Annotated in this window: 18 protein-coding genes; 9 read left to right on the forward strand and 9 right to left on the reverse strand. The window is 49.8% G+C overall.

The genetic code is table 11. The features are described from left to right. Positions 1-67 precede the first annotated feature (67 nt). From F566_RS0115390 to F566_RS0115415, 6 genes are all read right to left on the reverse strand, one after another. Positions 68-2,029 carry a hypothetical protein gene (locus tag F566_RS0115390; protein WP_020407897.1) on the reverse strand — a complete coding sequence of 654 codons (1,962 nt, stop codon included), beginning with the start codon at positions 2,027-2,029 and terminating at the stop codon, positions 68-70. 74 nt (positions 2,030-2,103) lie between these two features. Then, positions 2,104-2,793 (reverse strand): hypothetical protein, encoded by a 690-nt coding sequence (locus tag F566_RS0115395; protein WP_020407898.1) that lies wholly within the window; start codon positions 2,791-2,793, stop codon positions 2,104-2,106. Between the two features lie 170 nt (positions 2,794-2,963). Further along, positions 2,964-3,203 (reverse strand): hypothetical protein, encoded by a 240-nt coding sequence (locus F566_RS0115400; RefSeq protein ID WP_020407899.1) that lies wholly within the window; start codon positions 3,201-3,203, stop codon positions 2,964-2,966. Between the two features lie 33 nt (positions 3,204-3,236). Continuing rightward, positions 3,237-3,929 (reverse strand): PspA/IM30 family protein, encoded by a 693-nt coding sequence (locus F566_RS0115405; protein WP_020407900.1) that lies wholly within the window; start codon positions 3,927-3,929, stop codon positions 3,237-3,239. A 3-nt stretch (positions 3,930-3,932) separates the two neighbouring features. Continuing rightward, positions 3,933-4,577 carry a biofilm formation regulator BacA gene (gene bacA, locus F566_RS0115410; protein ID WP_020407901.1) on the reverse strand — a complete coding sequence of 215 codons (645 nt, stop codon included), beginning with the start codon at positions 4,575-4,577 and terminating at the stop codon, positions 3,933-3,935. 349 nt (positions 4,578-4,926) lie between these two features. Continuing rightward, a complete protein-coding gene (locus F566_RS0115415) occupies positions 4,927-5,301 on the reverse strand; it encodes a hypothetical protein (protein ID WP_020407902.1) in 375 nt (124 codons plus the stop codon). A gap of 343 nt (positions 5,302-5,644) precedes the next feature. On the opposite strand from F566_RS0115415, the gene F566_RS0115420 reads away from it, so the two are divergent. Further along, the gene (locus F566_RS0115420) at positions 5,645-6,412 is read left to right on the forward strand and encodes a substrate-binding periplasmic protein (protein ID WP_020407903.1); all 768 of its coding nucleotides are present in this window, start codon (positions 5,645-5,647) and stop codon (positions 6,410-6,412) included. A gap of 16 nt (positions 6,413-6,428) precedes the next feature. Here F566_RS0115420 and F566_RS0115425 read toward each other — a convergent pair whose 3' ends face one another. Continuing rightward, complete coding sequence (locus F566_RS0115425) at positions 6,429-7,313, reverse strand: LysR substrate-binding domain-containing protein (protein WP_020407904.1); 885 nt, start codon at positions 7,311-7,313, stop codon at positions 6,429-6,431. 203 nt (positions 7,314-7,516) lie between these two features. Between F566_RS0115425 and gcvH the strand changes: the two genes are divergently transcribed. From gcvH to F566_RS33050, 7 genes are all read left to right on the forward strand, one after another. Further along, positions 7,517-7,891, forward strand: a complete 375-nt coding sequence (gene gcvH, locus F566_RS0115430) for a glycine cleavage system protein GcvH (RefSeq protein ID WP_020407905.1) — start codon at positions 7,517-7,519, stop codon at positions 7,889-7,891. Between the two features lie 5 nt (positions 7,892-7,896). Further along, on the forward strand, positions 7,897-10,767 hold the full coding sequence (gcvP, locus tag F566_RS0115435) for an aminomethyl-transferring glycine dehydrogenase (protein ID WP_020407906.1): 2,871 nt from the start codon (positions 7,897-7,899) through the stop codon (positions 10,765-10,767). Positions 10,768-10,946: 179 nt separating this feature from the next. Then, a complete protein-coding gene (gene glyA / locus F566_RS0115440; RefSeq protein WP_020407907.1) occupies positions 10,947-12,212 on the forward strand; it encodes a serine hydroxymethyltransferase in 1,266 nt (421 codons plus the stop codon). A 90-nt stretch (positions 12,213-12,302) separates the two neighbouring features. Next, on the forward strand, positions 12,303-13,682 hold the full coding sequence (locus tag F566_RS0115445; RefSeq protein WP_020407908.1) for an L-serine ammonia-lyase: 1,380 nt from the start codon (positions 12,303-12,305) through the stop codon (positions 13,680-13,682). Positions 13,683-13,699: 17 nt separating this feature from the next. Continuing rightward, positions 13,700-14,821 carry a glycine cleavage system aminomethyltransferase GcvT gene (gene gcvT / locus F566_RS0115450; RefSeq protein ID WP_020407909.1) on the forward strand — a complete coding sequence of 374 codons (1,122 nt, stop codon included), beginning with the start codon at positions 13,700-13,702 and terminating at the stop codon, positions 14,819-14,821. Between the two features lie 265 nt (positions 14,822-15,086). Beyond that, on the forward strand, positions 15,087-16,055 hold the full coding sequence (pbpG, locus tag F566_RS0115455) for a D-alanyl-D-alanine endopeptidase (protein ID WP_020407910.1): 969 nt from the start codon (positions 15,087-15,089) through the stop codon (positions 16,053-16,055). 67 nt (positions 16,056-16,122) lie between these two features. Beyond that, entirely contained in the window at positions 16,123-16,470 is a 348-nt protein-coding gene (locus F566_RS33050; protein ID WP_020407911.1) for a hypothetical protein, read from the forward strand. Between the two features lie 111 nt (positions 16,471-16,581). Here F566_RS33050 and F566_RS0115465 read toward each other — a convergent pair whose 3' ends face one another. Together F566_RS0115465 and arfB are read right to left on the reverse strand one after the other, a co-directional pair. Continuing rightward, on the reverse strand, positions 16,582-17,019 hold the full coding sequence (locus F566_RS0115465; protein WP_020407912.1) for a YiiD C-terminal domain-containing protein: 438 nt from the start codon (positions 17,017-17,019) through the stop codon (positions 16,582-16,584). Positions 17,020-17,059: 40 nt separating this feature from the next. Further along, positions 17,060-17,470 (reverse strand): alternative ribosome rescue aminoacyl-tRNA hydrolase ArfB, encoded by a 411-nt coding sequence (gene arfB / locus F566_RS0115470; protein ID WP_020407913.1) that lies wholly within the window; start codon positions 17,468-17,470, stop codon positions 17,060-17,062. Between the two features lie 357 nt (positions 17,471-17,827). Between arfB and F566_RS0115475 the strand changes: the two genes are divergently transcribed. Beyond that, complete coding sequence (locus F566_RS0115475; RefSeq protein ID WP_020407914.1) at positions 17,828-18,106, forward strand: YebG family protein; 279 nt, start codon at positions 17,828-17,830, stop codon at positions 18,104-18,106. Positions 18,107-18,124: the final 18 nt, after the last annotated feature.

The raw sequence follows: 18,124 nt of genomic DNA on the forward strand, positions 1-18,124 counted from the left end.
TCTGACCAAGCGGGGCTGAATGATCGAGGCGGACAGAGCCCGCCTCTGTATATAGATGCAATCTCTATCAGTTCAGAGTTGCATCATCCGGCTTGGTGATATCCGCCGTTTTTGCTTGCAGGAACTTGTCAAGCAGGGCGCTTACCGTACCGCTCTTGGAGGCCAGGCCATCCACGGCTTTACCGAGGGACAGAGACTTGGCGAAAGTATCGAAGAAGTGCTCTTCGCCACCCACGATGTCGATATGGGCTTTTTCAAGAGCCTTGCCGAGGACATCAGCATTTTCGCGCGCGATCTCTTTACCTGCTTCAATCGAGGCCAATGCTTCTTTGAAGGCAGTTTCCAGAGTCATGCGGAATTCTTCGTGGTCGCGAGCCTTGTCGCTCATGCTGCCCATTGCCTGGAATTTGTCCACCAGACCGTCTGCTTCGGCTTTGAATTTCTCGCGAACAACTTCTGCTTCTGCCATACCCACATCTTTCTGGGCTTTGGCTTCTGCAGCCCCTTTGGCACTGATAACTTCTGCATCCACCAAGCCAGCATCGCGTTGAGCTTTGGCGTTGGCTTCGCCCTTGGCTGCGATAACCTTGGCTTCGGCCAGACCTTCTTTCTCCATGGCATCTGCCTTGGCTTCCTGAACCTTGGCTTGCGCAAGACCGTGCGCAGCTTCCTCTGCCTGAGTACCTTCGGCCAGTTTCTTCTTGCCGTCCGCGTCTTTAGCGGCAGCTTCCAGTTCAGCCTGTGCCATGGTGGTGATTTCAAGTGCTTTGAACTTCGCCGACTGCTCTTGTGCTTCGGCTGCTTTTACTAGCTTGACTTTGTCTTCTTCAGCCTGTGCTTCTGCAGCCAATACCTGAACCTGCTTCAAGCGATCAGCTTCGGAAACTTCACGAACCTCTTTAATACGTTCTTCCTCAATGGCAACCGTTTTATCCACGGCAACCCTCTCACGAATAACGTTAGCGATTTCTTTCTTCTCAACTTCAACCGCTTTTTCGGCCTCAATTTTCTGGATTTCTACTTCACGCTCACGAGAGACAATTTCCAGATCCCGGGCACGTATAACTTTTTCTTCTTCAATGGCAACGGCGCGCAGTCTGTTCTGTGAGGCAACTTCCACTTCACGTTGCTGATTTTCACGCTGAACGGCAAGATCCTGCTCCACCATAATAGTCGTGGCTTCTGCTTTCTTGCGTTCTTCTTCCTGGACTTTCTTGGTTTCCGCTTCTTCGCGAGCCCGGATAGTGGCAATCTCGCGCTCCTGCCGTGCTTCCGCATCCGCCTGTTGACGGTCAAGCTCCAGCATGGCCTCAACGGTTTCTACGTTTTTCTTCTTGATCGCCAGCTCTTCGTCCCGCTCCAGCACATTCGTACGAACGTTTTGTGTGGCGGTTAGTTCTGTGATTTTCTTGATCCCCTCGGAATCAAGAATATTGTGGGGATCCAGGGCTGACTTTGGTGTCTGCTCCAGATAATCAATGGCCACGTCTTCCAGTACATAACCACTCAGGTCATCACCGATCACCTCAATGATTTTCTCGCGGAACTGAATACGGTTTTCGAACAGCTGAACGAATTCAATCTGTTTACCAACAGTCTTTAGGGCTTCCGAGAATTTGGCTGCGAACAATTCATGCACGGCATCACGATCTGAGGCTCTGGTCGCTCCGACTGTTTTGGCTACTCTTAGCACGTCTTCTGCAGTTTCATTAACGCGAAGATAGAATGCAACGGTAATATCGGCCCGCATGTTGTCTTTACAGATCAGGCCTTCTTTTGCCCGGCGATCCACTTCCAGGGTAATCAATGAAATTTTCATCAATTCCTTTTTGTGAATGACCGGATACACCAATCCGCCGGTAAATTTGACTTTGGGTGTGCTGCTCATGTCGTTGACAATAAGCGCCGTGCCCTGTTCGACTTTGTGGTAGAAAGCTTTGAATAGTCCTGCTATCCCCAAGATTGCGATAACCGCAATGACAAGAAATGTGACTACTGGCATTAACACCGATAAATCTGCGATGCCCATGATTTTTACTCCTTTAAGAAGACGGATGTCTTTTTGGTAAATTGGTCGTTGATGGTGTTGTTCGCGTCAGGATCTTATTGTCCTTTGAACTCTTCTTCGGAGATGATCCGGTAAACATGTTGTTCAGGTAAATACTCCAGCAACACTACCCGATCACCTTTTTTGAACTTGTCTTTACCCGTGGACCTAACCTTGAAAATCAGTCCTGCTCCGCCATCGTCCAGCATTACTTCGCCGAAGTGGTTGTCCACTCTGGAGGTTCTGACTATGGCTGTTTGGCCCAGAACATGTTTTATCGTGTTTTGGGTTGCACTTATAAAGAACTTGCGTATAGGGCGAATGACTCTGCCGGTTATCAATGCTGCAATGTACAGAGAACCGAAGAGAACTGGAATTCCTGCGAGATAATGCAGAAATCCGTCGGGGATCAGTCCGAACAGGAAGTGCACCACAAAATAGCTGATAAGCCATCCAAATAACGACAGGAATGAAACGATAATCGTGACAGGCACCCCATACAGACCAAATTTCAGCATCAGTCCTGCCAGTACGTCCGGCCCGGTAAATTTTGTTTCGTTGACTCCCAAATCTCCGTCGGGATCTGGAATGTCAAAATCCAGTATGTCCAGGTCGATAAAACCAAGGACAGCGATAAGCCAGTACAATACGCACAATGCCAGAAAAAACGTGAAGATAACCGTTGGGAAGGAACTGATGTTCTGATAGAACGGATCCATTTTATCGCTGAGCAAGATGGCAAACACTCATTGTCTCCTCTACGAAGTCTGTTGTCCCAATCCATTGGATGTGGTCCAGATTGCCAGTTACAGGGCTTGGGAGCTTCTGAAAAAATATCGGTGTTACCAACGTTTTTCAGAAATTCCCTTGCAGTGTCCCTGGAGCGGTTTGCTCCAGGGAATACTTGTTTCGGTGCTTATACACCAATCTCTTTTTTGATTTCGCTAAGTTTATCGAGCATCGCAGCATCAAGTTCGCTCGGATTGATTTTTGAAATGATGTTGCGCAAAACCCGGATCTCGTTTGGATCAACAATGCCGTCCCGCTTGGCAATATCAAAGATAGCTCCTAATTCGTTTGCATCCAGTTTTCCGTCATTGGAAAAGCAATTTATTGAACGAAACGACATTTCCAGATAGTCACGGCTCTCGGCCATATTTGATCTCCTGTTACTACAAGTTATTTCAGGTTACTTGCCTGATTTCTTTTTCAGACGGGCCAGTACGTCATTTGCACTATGGCTGTCGCTGACAATGCCGGCCTTTTCCAGTTTGGTTTTTAAGTCATCTTCAGCTGTTTCCTGGGACAGCTCCTCGGCGGCGGACATCTTGGCCGCGTTATGTGCCTGTTTCTCCTTGATGCGTTCCAGAGAGTCCATGGCCGTTCTCAATTTGGAATTGGAGCCGGAATATCTGGCTGCAACAGCCTTTTGGGCTCTTTGAACACTCTCTGTCGCTTTGACTGTATCAACCTGTTGTTTAAGTCTCTTGATATTGGCTTCCGCTTGTTGAATAGATGCGCGAAGCTTGTTTGCATTTTCCTTGAATCCGGCAGCACTGCCTTCTTCGGTCTGCAACTGATTCTCGTAGGCTGCAATTTTCTCGGCAATTTCCAGAGCTAGGGTTTCGTCTTCTTTACTGAGCGCCTGGACAGCGTAGCCCTCGTATTCCTTGATTTGCTCTTTGAGTTTGGAGCATTTTTCTTCAGCCACTTTTTGCTGGGCGATTATGGAAACCAGGCCTTCCTTTGAATGCTTGAGTTCTTCTGAGGCATCACGGACTTCCTGATCCAGGATACGTAAAGCCTGACTGTCTACGATGGCTTCACCGGCTTCATTCACACCGCCTTTAAGTGCGGTCATCATCTTGGCCCAAACGTTCATGACTTAAACCTCCTCGGTGACGGCAACAGAAAGGTATTCGTTGTAGGCTTCTGTTGCCTGGATAACATTGGATGCTAATACTTCAATTTCGAATACGATGTTTGGCAGGATGGATGTAGAACTCAGTGCGCCAAACATGTGGTAGTAATCTTCGTCATCTTCCACTTTGTCGAGACTGATAGTGGAAAGCGGGAAATACTTGTGGGTTCTGAGTACGGCTTCGTTAAAACCGGCTACATCAGTCACCTCGGAAAGAGGCCACAGAACGGATTCTGCGATGATTTGTTCGCCCGCTACTGTGACGAAGACCGGCAGATCGCCGTATTCTTTCATCAATATCATCAGAGAAGGTTCTGCTCCCTCAATCAGCTCGATGCTGGCTCTCCCTGAGGTGATGATTTCTTCACTGGAAAGTGCCTTGAACAGGCTCTGGGTAGTCCAAAGTGTGATGTTCTCCATAATCACTTCTCCTTCGCTTAATAACTTAATCTGGTTGGAAAAATCGCCTGTCTGACGTAGCAGTCTTTCAATGGCTGTCAGTTTTTTAGCGTTCTCCGGAAGTATCCAGATCTCTTTTTTGATCAGGCCTTGTTCGCGCATGCGACGGCGAAATTCGCGCTGATAGTGTGCGGAAGTTTTTTTGCTCATGAGGTGACTATGCATCAGGAGTTTGAGGGTGTCAATAGATTACATGTAATATCTCTTATTATTACATGTAATAGATCTTATGCTTCCAATTTCCGCTTCGCTAACACTGACTAGTACTGGTCGTGCCTATAGAAGGATAGCTGGCAGTGGTTTCTTTTGGGCGATTGTTGCTTTGGGCGGAAAATTAGAAGGGGTCAAGTTAATCGCTTTTTCTTAAGAGCGGTATCGACCATTCGTTTAGGCCAAGAGTGGCAGATTGATATGCGGGCAGGGGGGGGTATTTATTCTGTGAGTGAGGCTCGGAAGTTTGGTGGTCTTCCGAGCCTCTTTGGCGATACTGAGCGGGAGGTCAGCAGTTTGACCATTCGGGAGTATAGATGCAGCCGTCACCGGTTCCACCAACACCCCAGCGGCTGTTTCTGTCGTAATGATTCCAGTTGCCGTGATTGTCGTAAGAGCCGCCACCACGTGTGGTGTTGTAGGCCACGTTGTTGTCGCTGATGCACCCACTGGTGCCAGTGGACTGGTTATACCAGCAGCCGGTGTTTTCATCGACAAGATATTGTCCGGGTGCAATATTTGTCCCGAAGCGTTGTTGCAGGGTATAGGCTTCGGTCAGGGTCAGCCAGCGGCCATTGATAGCGATATTTGAATTCTGCTCAGCAAATGTCAGTGAGCTGAGAGTAAGTAAGATGCCGGTTATGATGGTTAAGGGGGTTTTCATCAAGTGCTCCTCCCTTGTTTTAGTCCTCTGAGTTTAGGCCGCATTCTGATCCTGTAGTGAGTGCGCCAATTAAACCAGGGTATATGGTCCAGTTCGGTGGTGAGCCATATGAGGTCTGTTAAAGTAAGCGACCTTTTCTGTTGGGCGCCGTCAAATATAAAGCTATCGATTGTTTAAATTTTATACAATTTTACTATTGATGGGTTGACGAGCAAGCAGTAGGGTGATCCTGAAGTTCGAGGCAGTGGGGTCTATACTGATGGATGTTGCGCTGATGGTCTTGGAAATTCATCTATTGTCTGGATGTTTATGATTTGGCGCTGACTAATTAAGGGAGGTGCGATTGGCAAGGTTGCTTCTGTTTGTCATTGTTCTGCTGATACCGCCGGAGCTGTTGGCCCGTGATTTACTGATTGCGGGACCTCCCTGGACTCCGTTTCTTGATCCGGAGCATCCCAGAAAGGGGGTAGCGACAGAAATAGTGGTTACCTGTCTTGAGCGTGCGGGTTATCCGACAAAGGTGGTGATAAAGCCTTGGCCGAGAGTGTTGGCAGAAGCTGGTCGCGGGGATATCGACGCCTTGGTGGGGTTGTGGTTTAGTGCTGATCGGGCTGAGCTGTTTCATTATTCCAAACCCTATTATGTCAATGAAATCTATTTGTTCCGCCAGCGTGAGCGTCTGATAACCACGGCAAGCCTTCAGTCATTGCAGGGTATTAGTATTGGAGTCAGGCAAAACGCCCGTTATGGCAGCGAATTCGACAAGGCGGATTTCCTGCAAAAGGTTGAGTTGAATGAATTGATCAACATTTTGCGAATGGTATCAGTGGGTCGTCTGGATGCCGGAGTCGGGGATCGACTGATTGTTCAGTCGCTGTTACAAACGGAACCTGGGCTGCGGGGTAAGTTGGTGTTCAGTGAGCCGGCATTGTCTCGAATGCCTTTGCATATGGCGGTGAGTCGCCGGAACTCTGAGCATCGTACTATTGTTAGTCGTTTTAATGCTGCACTTCGCGAGATGTTGCAAGATGGAACTTTGGCGAACATCTACAGAAGTTGGGATATATCGCAATCTCCCGGGTTGGCTTTTCAGTACTCGAGTGAAGAGTAGATGTTCCATGGTAAGCTCAGGACCCCATTAAAGGCATGACATCTCCGCTCATCTGTTCAGATTCCGCAATAAACTGCATAAATCCAGAAACGGCTTCGGGTGTGTGTTGGCGATTATAGAATAGTCGCATCTGTACTGCTGACAGCTCAGGCAGATGTTCACTGGATTTAAATTGTCTTAAACCTTCCGGGACGATACTTTCACCCAGGGCCGTGACGCCAAGTCCTGCAAGGACGCCAGCCCTGATACCGCTGTAGCTTGCACAGGTGTAGGCAATTCGCCAGGGGATTTCGGCGCGGTTCAGTGTCTGGATAATGCGGTGTCGATAGACGCACCCTTCTGGAGCAACGATCAGAGGGATAGGGTTTCGGGTATGGCAGGTGTGTTTGGGGCTGGTGACCCAAACCAGGTTTTCAGACCAGCCCTCAGTGGCGGCAATTGGTTCGAAACTGGTATTCAATGCGAAAACCAGGTCCAGAGAGCGTTGGCGGAACCGTTCCATTAAATTAACGCTAAGATCGCAGGTCACTTTCAGTGCAACGCTAGGGTGAGCCTGGGCAAATTTCCCGAGGACTTCGGGTAAAAAGGAGCTTGCATACTCGTTTGGTATTCCCAGGCGCAGACAACCTTCCAGTTTGGGTCCGGAAAGTTTCACCATGACTTCCTTGTTCAACGACATGATGTCTCTGGCGTACTGCAACAGCATGGTTCCCTGGGGGGTTAGTTCCAGGCTTTTGTTGCTGCGGTTGAACAATGCAGAGCCGGTGATTTCCTCCAGTCGCTTGATCTGAAGGCTTACGGCAGGTTGGGATCGGCCCACAATATCGCCTGCCTGGGTGAATCCACCCTGTTCCGCAACGGCAATGAAAGTGTGCAGTAGTTCAGTCGGTATATAGTTCATGGCGGCTATTAACTTTTTAAATCGCTATATTTTAACTATTAATTTAACAAATCCAAAGTGCAAGAGTATCTTGCGTTGCTAAGTTTGAATAATAGTTTTTTAAAATGGCGGTCAAATTATCTGGCCCGGTTTATACGTAAGAAGCTGGGATAACCGACCAATCTGACTGTCGAAGTCTTGCCATCATAATTGGGAGTTTTTCTATGAGTCGCACCTACTACACCAAAGATCACGAGTGGCTAACCCTGGAAAGCGATAACGTCGGCGTTGTCGGCATTACCGATTATGCCCAGGAGCAGCTCGGTGATCTGGTATTCGTTGAATTACCAGAGATTGACCGTGAAGTGGGTGCCGGTGAAGAAATCGGTGTCGTTGAATCTGTAAAGACAGCCGCTGATGTGAAATCTCCGGTCAGCGGCAAAGTTGTTGCCCAGAATGAAGCATTGGCAGATGCCCCTGAGTCGGTCAACGAATCCCCAATGGGTGAAGGCTGGATGTTCAAGATTGAATTGTCAGACGTGTCGGAGCTGGAAGGATTGTTGAGCGAAGAGCAATATCAGGAACTGATCGGAGGCTGATCGCTATGAGCAAAATCCCATCCTACGCCGAACTGGCGCAGAACGACGCGTTCGTGCCCCGGCACATCGGGCCGAATGCCAATGATATTCAGGCAATGCTTGAAGTCCTTGGGGTTGATAGTGTTGATGCACTGATCGACAACACTGTTCCTGCCACTATTCGCAATCCTAACCCCCTGAACCTGGCACCAGCTGTTACAGAAGACAAAGTTCTGGAAGAACTGAAAGGCTATGCAGACCGCAATAAAGTATATAAGAGCTTTATTGGTGCAGGTTACTATCGCACAATCACGCCTGCTGTAATCCAGCGCAATATCCTTGAAAACCCTGCCTGGTATACCGCATACACGCCTTACCAGCCGGAGATTTCCCAGGGGCGTCTGGAAGCTCTATTGAATTTCCAGACCATGATTGCTGACCTCACAGGAATGGAAATCGCCAATGCCTCCCTGCTGGATGAGGCAACAGCGGCAGCAGAAGCGATGGCACTTTGCCGTCGGATGAACACCAAGAACAAAAGTCTGAACTTCTTTGTGGCAGATGACTGCCATCCTCAAACCATTGAGGTGGTCAAAGGTCGGGCGGCTCCACTAGACATTAATGTCATTGTGGCACCGGCGGAACAAGCTTCCCAACATGATAGCTTTGCCGTTCTTCTGCAATATCCCGGAACCTTTGGTGATGTTCGTGACTACAAGGATCTGATCAAGCAGTGCCACGATAAGTCCGTTCAGGTCATTATGGCGGCCGATATTCTGGCTCTGACAATGCTGACTTCACCGGGAGAGCTTGGTGCTGATGTGGCGGTTGGGTCCAGTCAGCGCTTTGGTGTGCCTCTGTTCTTCGGAGGACCTCATGCCGCGTATATGGCGACCAAGGATCAATTCCGTCGCTCGTTGCCGGGCCGTCTGGTCGGTGTTTCTATCGACAGTAATGGTGAATCCGCCTACCGTCTGGCATTGCAGACTCGCGAACAGCACATCCGTCGCCAGAATGCGACCTCCAACATTTGTACAGCACAGGCGCTGCTTGCCGTTATCGCATCCATGTACGCGTGTTATCACGGCCCTGAAGGACTGAAGCGAATTGCACAGCGGATTCATCGCCTGGCATGCAGCCTGAAGCAAGGTCTGCAAGCCGCTAGCTTTGACGGTATGCCTGAACATTTCTTCGATACTCTGACTGTCTCAACCGGAGACAAGACCGACGCAATTTATAACGCTGCGCTGGCTGCGGAAATGAACTTGCGCCGGGTGGGAGATGATCGTCTTGGTATTTCTCTGGATGAGACCACAACTGCGGAAGATGTTGTTACTCTGCTGAAAGTGTTTGGTCAGAGTGAGTCTACAGTCGAAGGCTTGAATCTGGATACAGTGGCTACTGCCATTCCGGCTTCTCTGGAGCGCACCTCGCCATATCTGGAGCACCCTGTTTTCAGTCAGCATCACTCAGAAACAGCCATGTTGCGTTACCTGCGCTCTCTGGCGGACAAGGACCTTGCGCTTGATCGCACAATGATTCCGCTGGGCTCCTGTACCATGAAGCTGAATGCAACCACCGAAATGATGCCGGTCAGCTGGCCAGAGTTCTGTGATATTCACCCGTTTGTGCCACTGGACCAGTCCGAAGGCTATCGGGATATGATCGCCAGCCTGGAAGATATGCTGTGTGAGGCGACGGGTTATGATGCCTGCTCATTGCAGCCGAATGCCGGCTCCCAGGGTGAGTATGCCGGGTTGTTGGCAATTCGTGCCTACCACGTCAGCCGTGGTGAAGGTCAGCGGAACGTCTGCCTGATCCCAAGCTCTGCCCATGGAACCAACCCCGCCTCCGCCCAAATGGTAGGAATGAAGGTTGTGGTCGTGGCTTGTGACAGCAAAGGCAACGTTGACCTGAACGATCTGCGGGAAAAAGCTGAAAAACACAGCGAAGATCTTGCTGCGATCATGGTGACCTATCCGTCGACTCACGGAGTATTTGAGGAAGGTATTCGCGAAGTCTGCGATATCATTCATCACCATGGTGGCCAGGTATACATTGACGGCGCCAACCTGAACGCGATGGTTGGCCTGTGTCAGCCTGGTAAGTTCGGTGGCGACGTGTCCCACCTGAACCTGCATAAGACATTCTGTATCCCTCATGGAGGCGGTGGTCCTGGTGTTGGTCCGGTGGCGGTTGCTGAGCATCTGGCCCCATTCCTTCCAGGACACCCATTGTTGGTTTCTCAGAGCAAGGAACGTATCGATCCTGTGTCGGCGGCTCCTTATGGAAGTGCAGGCATTCTGCCTATCTCCTGGACCTATATGCGTATGATGGGGCCGCAAGGCCTGGCGGAAGCTTCGCGGATTGCTATTCTGAGCGCGAACTATGTCAGCAAGCGCCTGTCTGAGCATTACCCGGTACTGTACACCGGTACAAACGGTTACGTGGCTCACGAATGTATCGTGGATATGCGTGGTTTCAAAGACAGCGTTGGCGTCACTGTTGATGATATTGCCAAGCGTTTGATCGACTTTGGTTTCCATGCTCCTACCATGTCTTTCCCGGTTCCGGGAACCTTAATGATTGAGCCAACAGAGAGTGAGTCCAAAGAAGAACTGGACCGTTTCTGTGATGCGATGATTGCAATTCGCGAGGAAATCCGTGCTGTTGAGCGTGGAGAGTACAGCATCGATAGCAGTCCGTTGCGTATGGCACCTCACACTACCCGTGATCTGGTAGGTGAGTGGAATCGCCCTTACACCCGCGAACAAGGTGTATTTCCGGTGGCAAGCCTGCCCGCCGATAAATACTGGTGTCCTGTGGGTCGTATCGACAATGTCTATGGCGACCGGAACCTGGTTTGTTCCTGTCCTTCAATGAGTGACTACGAGTAGCTGATTGCTTTTCGTTAGTCACCGGTAGGTCGTAACCAGACCGGTAATTCTTACAAAAATTCGAACCGGAAACACCGGTGCTCCCTTGCTGATAACGCGGCAGGGAGCACCGTGCCTGAATATCGCGGGAATCGACCCAGGCGGAAGGCGTTTCCACTGAATCCGAGAGGAGCTACATCATGTTTAATGAAGATATGAATATTGCGGATTTCGATCCCCAACTGGCCGCGGCCATGCAGTCTGAACGGCAACGTCAGGAGGAGCATATCGAGTTGATTGCTTCAGAAAACTACGTCAGCCCACGCGTGATGGAAGCTCAGGGAAGCGAACTAACCAACAAGTACGCCGAAGGTTATCCAAGCAAGCGCTACTACGGCGGTTGTGAGTTTGTCGATGTCGCCGAACAACTGGCGATCGACCGTGCCAAAGAACTGTTTGGTGCAGATTACGCGAATGTTCAACCACATTCCGGCTCACAAGCCAATGCGGGCGTCTACATGGCGCTGATCAAGCCAGGAGATACGATTCTGGGTATGAGCCTGGACCACGGTGGGCACTTGACTCACGGTGCCAAGCCAAACTTTTCCGGGAAGATCTATAACGCCATTCAGTATGGATTAAATCCTGAAACCGGTGAGATCGACTACGATCAGGTTGAGGCGCTTGCTCAGGAGCATAAGCCCAAGCTGATAATCGCAGGATTTTCTGCCTACTCCCGCATTATTGACTGGCAACGCTTCCGCGACATTGCTGACAGTGTCGGTGCTTATCTGGTGGTGGACATGGCGCATATCGCCGGTCTGGTTGCCGCAGGTCTTTACCCGAGCCCGGTTCAGATTGCAGACGTCACCACGACGACCACACACAAGACCCTTCGTGGGCCCCGTGGTGGATTGATACTGGCGAAATCCAATCCTGAAATTGAGAAGAAGCTGCAATCCTTGATTTTCCCAGGTATTCAGGGTGGTCCACTGATGCATGTGATTGCCGCCAAAGCGGTTGCTTTCAAAGAAGCGTTAGAGCCTGAATTCAAGGATTATCAGAAGCAGGTGATTGCCAATGCCAAAGCCATGGCCACGACCATGATTACCCGTGGCTACAAAATCGTCAGTGGTGGAACTGATGATCATCTATTCCTGGTGGACCTGATCGATAAGGGGATTACCGGAAAAGATGCAGACGCTGCACTGGAGAAAGCCCATATCACGGTGAACAAGAATACAGTGCCGAATGATCCGCAGTCGCCTTTTGTGACTTCCGGTCTGAGAATCGGTACTCCGTGTATTACCACTCGTGGCTTCAAAGAAACTGAGGCGAAAGAGCTGGCGAACTGGATCTGCGATGTGCTTGAAGACATCAACAACGAGTCTGTTATCGCTACCGTCCGGGAAAAAGTGGGAGAGATCTGCCGTCGATTCCCGGTATATGGCCGTAAGATTTCCTGAGCTGATCAGGTAATCCAATAAATCCAACGAGTGTGGGTGTAAAATAATGACAATCGTTCATTCGAAACCATTATCGGGGAGAGGATGATTATGGCCGTTAGCGTATTTGATCTTTTCAAAATCGGTATCGGCCCATCCAGTTCGCATACTGTAGGGCCGATGAAAGCTGTTCTGTTGTTTCTCCAGGGGTTGGAGAAAGACGGCAATCTGAATGATGTGGTAACACTGAAAGCGGAACTCTTCGGCTCTCTGGCGGCGACGGGTAAAGGTCACGGATCAGACAAAGCTGTGATGCTCGGCATTGAGGGAGATACACCGGAAGACGTGGATACCTCCTCCGTTGAGTCTCGTATTGAGAACATCAGAAGCAGTAAGAAAATTAAGCTGCTGGGTGTACGTGAGATCGATTTTATCGAGTCCGAACATCTGGTGATGAATAAACGGGCCAGTCTGCCCTACCATCCCAATGGCATGCGCTTTACTGCGTTCGGTGACGGTGGCATCGCATTAAGAACCCGCCTTTACTATTCCGTAGGTGGCGGCTTTGTTCTTGATGAGCAGGCGGCCGGGGATAGCAAAATCGTTGCCGACTCGACGCCGGTCCCCTATGAATTCACTAATGCCGCGCAATTGCTCAAACACTGTCATGATAACAGTCTGAGTATCAGTCAAGTCATGATGGAAAATGAAAAGGTTTGGCGCAGCGAGGAAGAGGTTCGAGCAGGTTTGCTCAATATCTGGCACGTCATGCAGGAATGCGTTGATCGTGGCTGCAAGACCGAAGGCATTCTTCCCGGCGGCCTGAAGGTCAAACGCCGGGCAGCTGAACTTTATCGCAAGTTGATCCATCGTCCGGAAGCGGCCATGCGAGATCCTCTTAATGTGATGGATTGGGTCAATCTCTACGCCCTGGCGGTCAATGAAGAAAATGCTGCCGGCGGCAGGGTCGTCACGGCGCCGACCAATGGTGCTGCGGGTATTATCCCTGCTGTCCTGCATTACTATGATCGTTTTGTCTCCTCTTCTTCTGAAGACGGCATTGTGCGCTTCCTCCTGACAGCAGGAGCAATCGGTGTGCTTTATAAGGAAGGGGCGTCCATTTCCGGAGCTGAAGTGGGATGCCAGGGTGAAGTGGGGGTGGCTTGCTCAATGGCAGCTGGTGCACTGGCCGAAGTTACCGGTGGTACGCCTGATCAAGTGGAAAACGCGGCAGAAATTGGTATGGAGCACAATCTCGGATTGACCTGTGACCCTATTGGCGGGCTGGTTCAGATTCCCTGTATTGAACGCAATGCCATGGGAGCGATTAAAGCGTTGAATGCCTCTCGTATGGCGTTACGCGGTGATGGTCATCACTTTGTTTCCCTCGACAAGGTAATCAAGACCATGAAGGCCACCGGTGCCGATATGAAAACGAAGTACAAAGAAACCGCCCGGGGTGGATTGGCGGTTAACGTAATTGAATGTTAAGCCGAAGGAGCTGACAGATGGCTGAATCCAGCACTGCATTAAAAACACCACTGTATGATCTGCACATGGAACTGGGAGCCAAGATGGTTGAGTTTGCCGGATATATGATGCCGGTATCTTACCCTGCAGGCATTATCAAGGAACATACGCACACCCGGGAAAAAGCCGGTCTGTTTGACGTATCTCACATGGGGCAGGTGAAACTGATCGGCTCCGGTGCGGCCGAAGCTCTGGAGACCCTGGTACCTGGTGATGTTGTCGGGCTGGCTCCAGGTGAGCAGCGCTACACGTTGTTCACTAACGAAAAGGGTGGGATTCTCGATGATCTCATGGTGACCAATGACGGTGAATCACTGTTTCTGGTGGTGAATGCGGCCTGTAAAGATCAGGACATTGCTCACCTGAAGCAGCATCTGAGTGATCATTGTGAAATCAAGGTACTTGAAGATCGTGCACTTCTGGCATTGCAGGGCCCGGCAGCAGCGAAAGTGATGGAGTCTTTTGCTCCGGAACTGAACAAGCTGACTTTTATGAAGGGCGCCTATGCGAGCCTTAATGGAGCGGAGTGCTTTGTCACCCGGTCCGGCTATACCGGTGAAGATGGTTTTGAGATTTCTGTACCTGCTGACGAATGTGAAGCGCTGGCGCGTGCACTGCTGGCTCATGAGGAAGTCGAGCCAATCGGCCTTGGTGCTCGTGATTCATTGCGCCTGGAAGCCGGTTTGTGCCTGTATGGACATGACCTGAATACCGAAACCAATCTGGTGGAAGGCAACCTGAAATGGGTTCTGTCCAAACCACGTCGTTCAGGTGAAGCTCGTGAAGGCGGATTCCCCGGAGCTGCTGAAACTCTGAAGCAATTTGCAGAAGGCAGCAGCCGTAAGCGTGTCGGCATTCAACCTGAAGGTCGCGCTCCTGTTCGTGAAGGGGCGGAAATTCAGACATTGGATGGTGAAAAGATCGGTGAAATCACCAGTGGTGGTTTTGGGCCAACAGTCGGAAAACCTGTTGCCATGGGTTATGTCAGCTCAGAATACGCTGCCGTCGGTAGCAAATTAAAAGTGATATTGAGAGGCAGGGAAATTGCCGCGGAAGTGGTGCCGGCCATCTTTGTTGAGCACCGGTATTTCCGAGGCTAGGCCCGACGCTCGATTCACATGACAGGGTCGTTTACCTGGTGGTTGCCAGATTGGTTGATTGGCGGTTGATTGTCTGCGCAGCTGAAACTATAAGGTGACACACCAGACCCTTTAGGCAGAGTGGGGCGAAAGCCCGCTCTGCCTGTTCTGCTATGGATTGTCTTCATTAAATCTCGCTTAACTGATGGCGTCATATCTTGTTCTTCATCTTCAAGCCTGTCAGTATGTTTTGCAGTTTTATGTCAGAAGTTGATGGATTGTCCGGATGGAGATGAGAAAAATCCGCCTTTTAATTGTTTTATGCCTGTTTTTTGCTTCACTTGTCCAGGCTCAGGCCCCTGGTGACACGTCAAAATCTTCCCCCCAATCAGGCCTGTTGGCCTCGATATCGCCAGATACTGCCAATATTCAGCTGGCATCTGTAAAAGCGGCGGTGTTTGATCTCAGTAGCGGCAGGACGCTTTACCAGAAAAATGATGACTGGATAGTACCCATTGCTTCCATTACCAAAGTCATGACGGCAATGGTGGTTCTGGATTCAGGGGAATCTTTAAAAGAATTGATTACCATCACAAAGCCCGACAGAGATACCGTTAAAAATGCCTACTCGCGAATTCGCATAGGGTCCCGGATATCCCGGGGGGATTTGTTGCTGCTGGCTTTGATGTCCTCAGAAAACCTGGCGGCCAATGTTCTGGCTCAGTCGCATCCGGGAGGACTTGATGCCTTTGTGACTGATATGAATGCCAAAGCTAAGGAGCTTGGTATGAGCGACAGCCGGTTTACAGATCCCAGTGGGTTGGCTGTAACGAATGTCTCGACTGCGGCAGATCTTGTGAAAATGGTTAAAGCGGCCATGACCTATGATAAGATTCGCGAATTCACCACCACGACAAGACATGACGCCCGCTTCAGAGGTCCCAGGTACACGCTTGCTTATGGCAATACGAACCTTTTGGTACGTCGGGACAGCTGGGATGTGAAGTTCAGTAAAACAGGGTATATCAACGAAGCCGGACGCTGTCTGGTGATGGTGAGTAATATCGCTGGTCGCGATGTGGCTATGGTGTTTCTGGACTCTTTCGGCAAGCGCAGCCCAATCGGTGATGCCGGTCGGGTTAAACGTTGGATTACCACCGGCCATAGTGGATCTGTGGCAAAAGCCGCCCGTCAATACGAGCGTGATAGAATTGCCGAGTACGAGCAGAAAATGGCCTTGGCCAGCGATTCCTGAACAGGGACATTACGGAAAGGACCCTCCGTAAACCCTGGTTTTCCTTTTCATTGAGGTAGACTGATTAATGAAACTTTATATGCTGGTTGACACCATGGATTGGGGTGAGGTCGATGAGTCGATGACCGCAGCCATAACAGAATGGGCTGGCACGCAAGGGGATGAAATCGAGCTGGTAAATGTCTCTGAAGAGGCAACTGGTGAGCGTCATCTTGGCATCAATATTCAGGCCAGTAAGGCTTCCCAGTTAAAGGAGCCCTTGAACTTTCTCTATGGTCTGGCCAAGACTCATAAACTGGAGTTTGTTGTCGGCATTTATGACCCGGACAGCAGGGCCATGGAGGATATTTGCTATTTCGGTCATGAAGAAGGCCGACCTGATGCCTTTGAAGTGGCAAACTATTTATTTATGTAGAATTGATGACTCACTTGGAGCATCTTGTTCGTGCTGCGAAATTACTAACAAATTAAATGCAGTTGCCCCTGTCAGTATTCAGTCTGATTTCAAAGAGACGGTTTCCGGGGCTTATCTGCTGATGGCGTAAGAGCCTTCGAACGTCATCGCATCTGACATGCCTGCATTGATTCTGGTGTTTAGTTGAAATCTTGCCAATCCTCTGCGGTGAAACAGCTTTAACGCTTTTTCAATCTGTTCTTCTGAATCAAACCCACAGGTGGCTGTAATGTCACTGGTTACCGGTGCAATAAAGCGGCTGTGGCTTTCATGGATCATAATATCAGCCTGCAGATTCCGTTCTTTGGTCATCAGGTAAATCAGTCCCCATCCTGCCAGCACTGCAGTCGAGTATAGGCTGCCGCCAAATGCGGTTCCCTTATCATTACGGTTGGGTGGCAATGGAGCCCGTAATGTCAGGGACATGCCATCGTACTTTAACACCTGCAGTTTCATTGCCTGCGTGATGGGGATATCGCTGTAAAAGGTATTCTGTAGTAACTCAATCATGGTTATGCCAGCTCAAGACAGTCTCTTGAATATGCAGACCCTAGTCGATTCGTCCCCGTAAGGATTTAATCCTGCCGCGTTTGGTCTTGCTGTCCATGCGTTTATTCTGGGAAGAGCGTGTCGGTTTGGTGGGCTTGCGTTTCTTCTGAACTCTGGTCGCGTCTTTTATCAAGCCGATCAAGCGTTGTTCAGCTGCCTGACGGTTCAGCTCCTGACTTTTATGTTCCTGAGATTTGATAATAATCACACCATCTTTGCTAATACGATGGTCGTTGTAGGCCAATAGTCTCTCTTTGTAAAAATCCGGCAGGGAAGAGGCCTTGATATCGAATCGCAAATGGATGGCGCTGGATACTTTGTTGACGTTCTGGCCTCCGGCCCCCTGGGCGCGAATGGCACTATATTCAAGTTCGCTATCGGGGATGGAGACACTATTGGAGACAATCAGCATATTTGGTGGTATCGGAACCTGTTCTCAGTAATGGATTCCACACAGCGGTTTTTTGATTCCGGCTGGGCTTTCGCTATTTCGGCGTCTATGATCTCTTAACATTATGGCATTATTTTCCAAGGGTTGTCCTAGGGGCGCAAGATTTGTCTTAGAGGTTATTGAAGTGAGCCAACCCTGAGGAGCTGTTTCAGTTCGTTACTTGACTCGTGGTCTGTATATAAATACAGTGGTCGAGCTGGCTAATGATCCATTTTTCAAAGCTATTATCGAAAGCTATTATCGATAAACCCTGTGTTTTTATAGAACCTACTTTATAGAACCAATGTTGAACAGATTTCATTATGAGGAAAACTAAGTATGGGCGTTGGAGTACTTTATTATTCAGAACGCGATGCGTTAGAGGATGTCATGGCTGATCCTGAAAACCTGTTATTTGCATCCAAAAAAGACGCTGACGAGCGTGATAAAATGCTCGAATATTCCGAGGCCCTGCTTATGTTCCTGCAGCGGGAAGTCCCGGATCTCACTGATGATCTGGCTGAGCAGGTGGCGATGAAAATTGCTGAAAACCGCCATCTTTTTGCCAGGGCGGCCAAGACACCCGATGTTCTGTACGGTGAGTCTGAAGACGAATAGACCGGTGAACAAGAGAGC

Source organism: Hahella ganghwensis DSM 17046, from assembly GCF_000376785.1.
In the GTDB taxonomy this organism is placed as follows: Bacteria; Pseudomonadota; Gammaproteobacteria; order Pseudomonadales; family Oleiphilaceae; genus Hahella; species Hahella ganghwensis.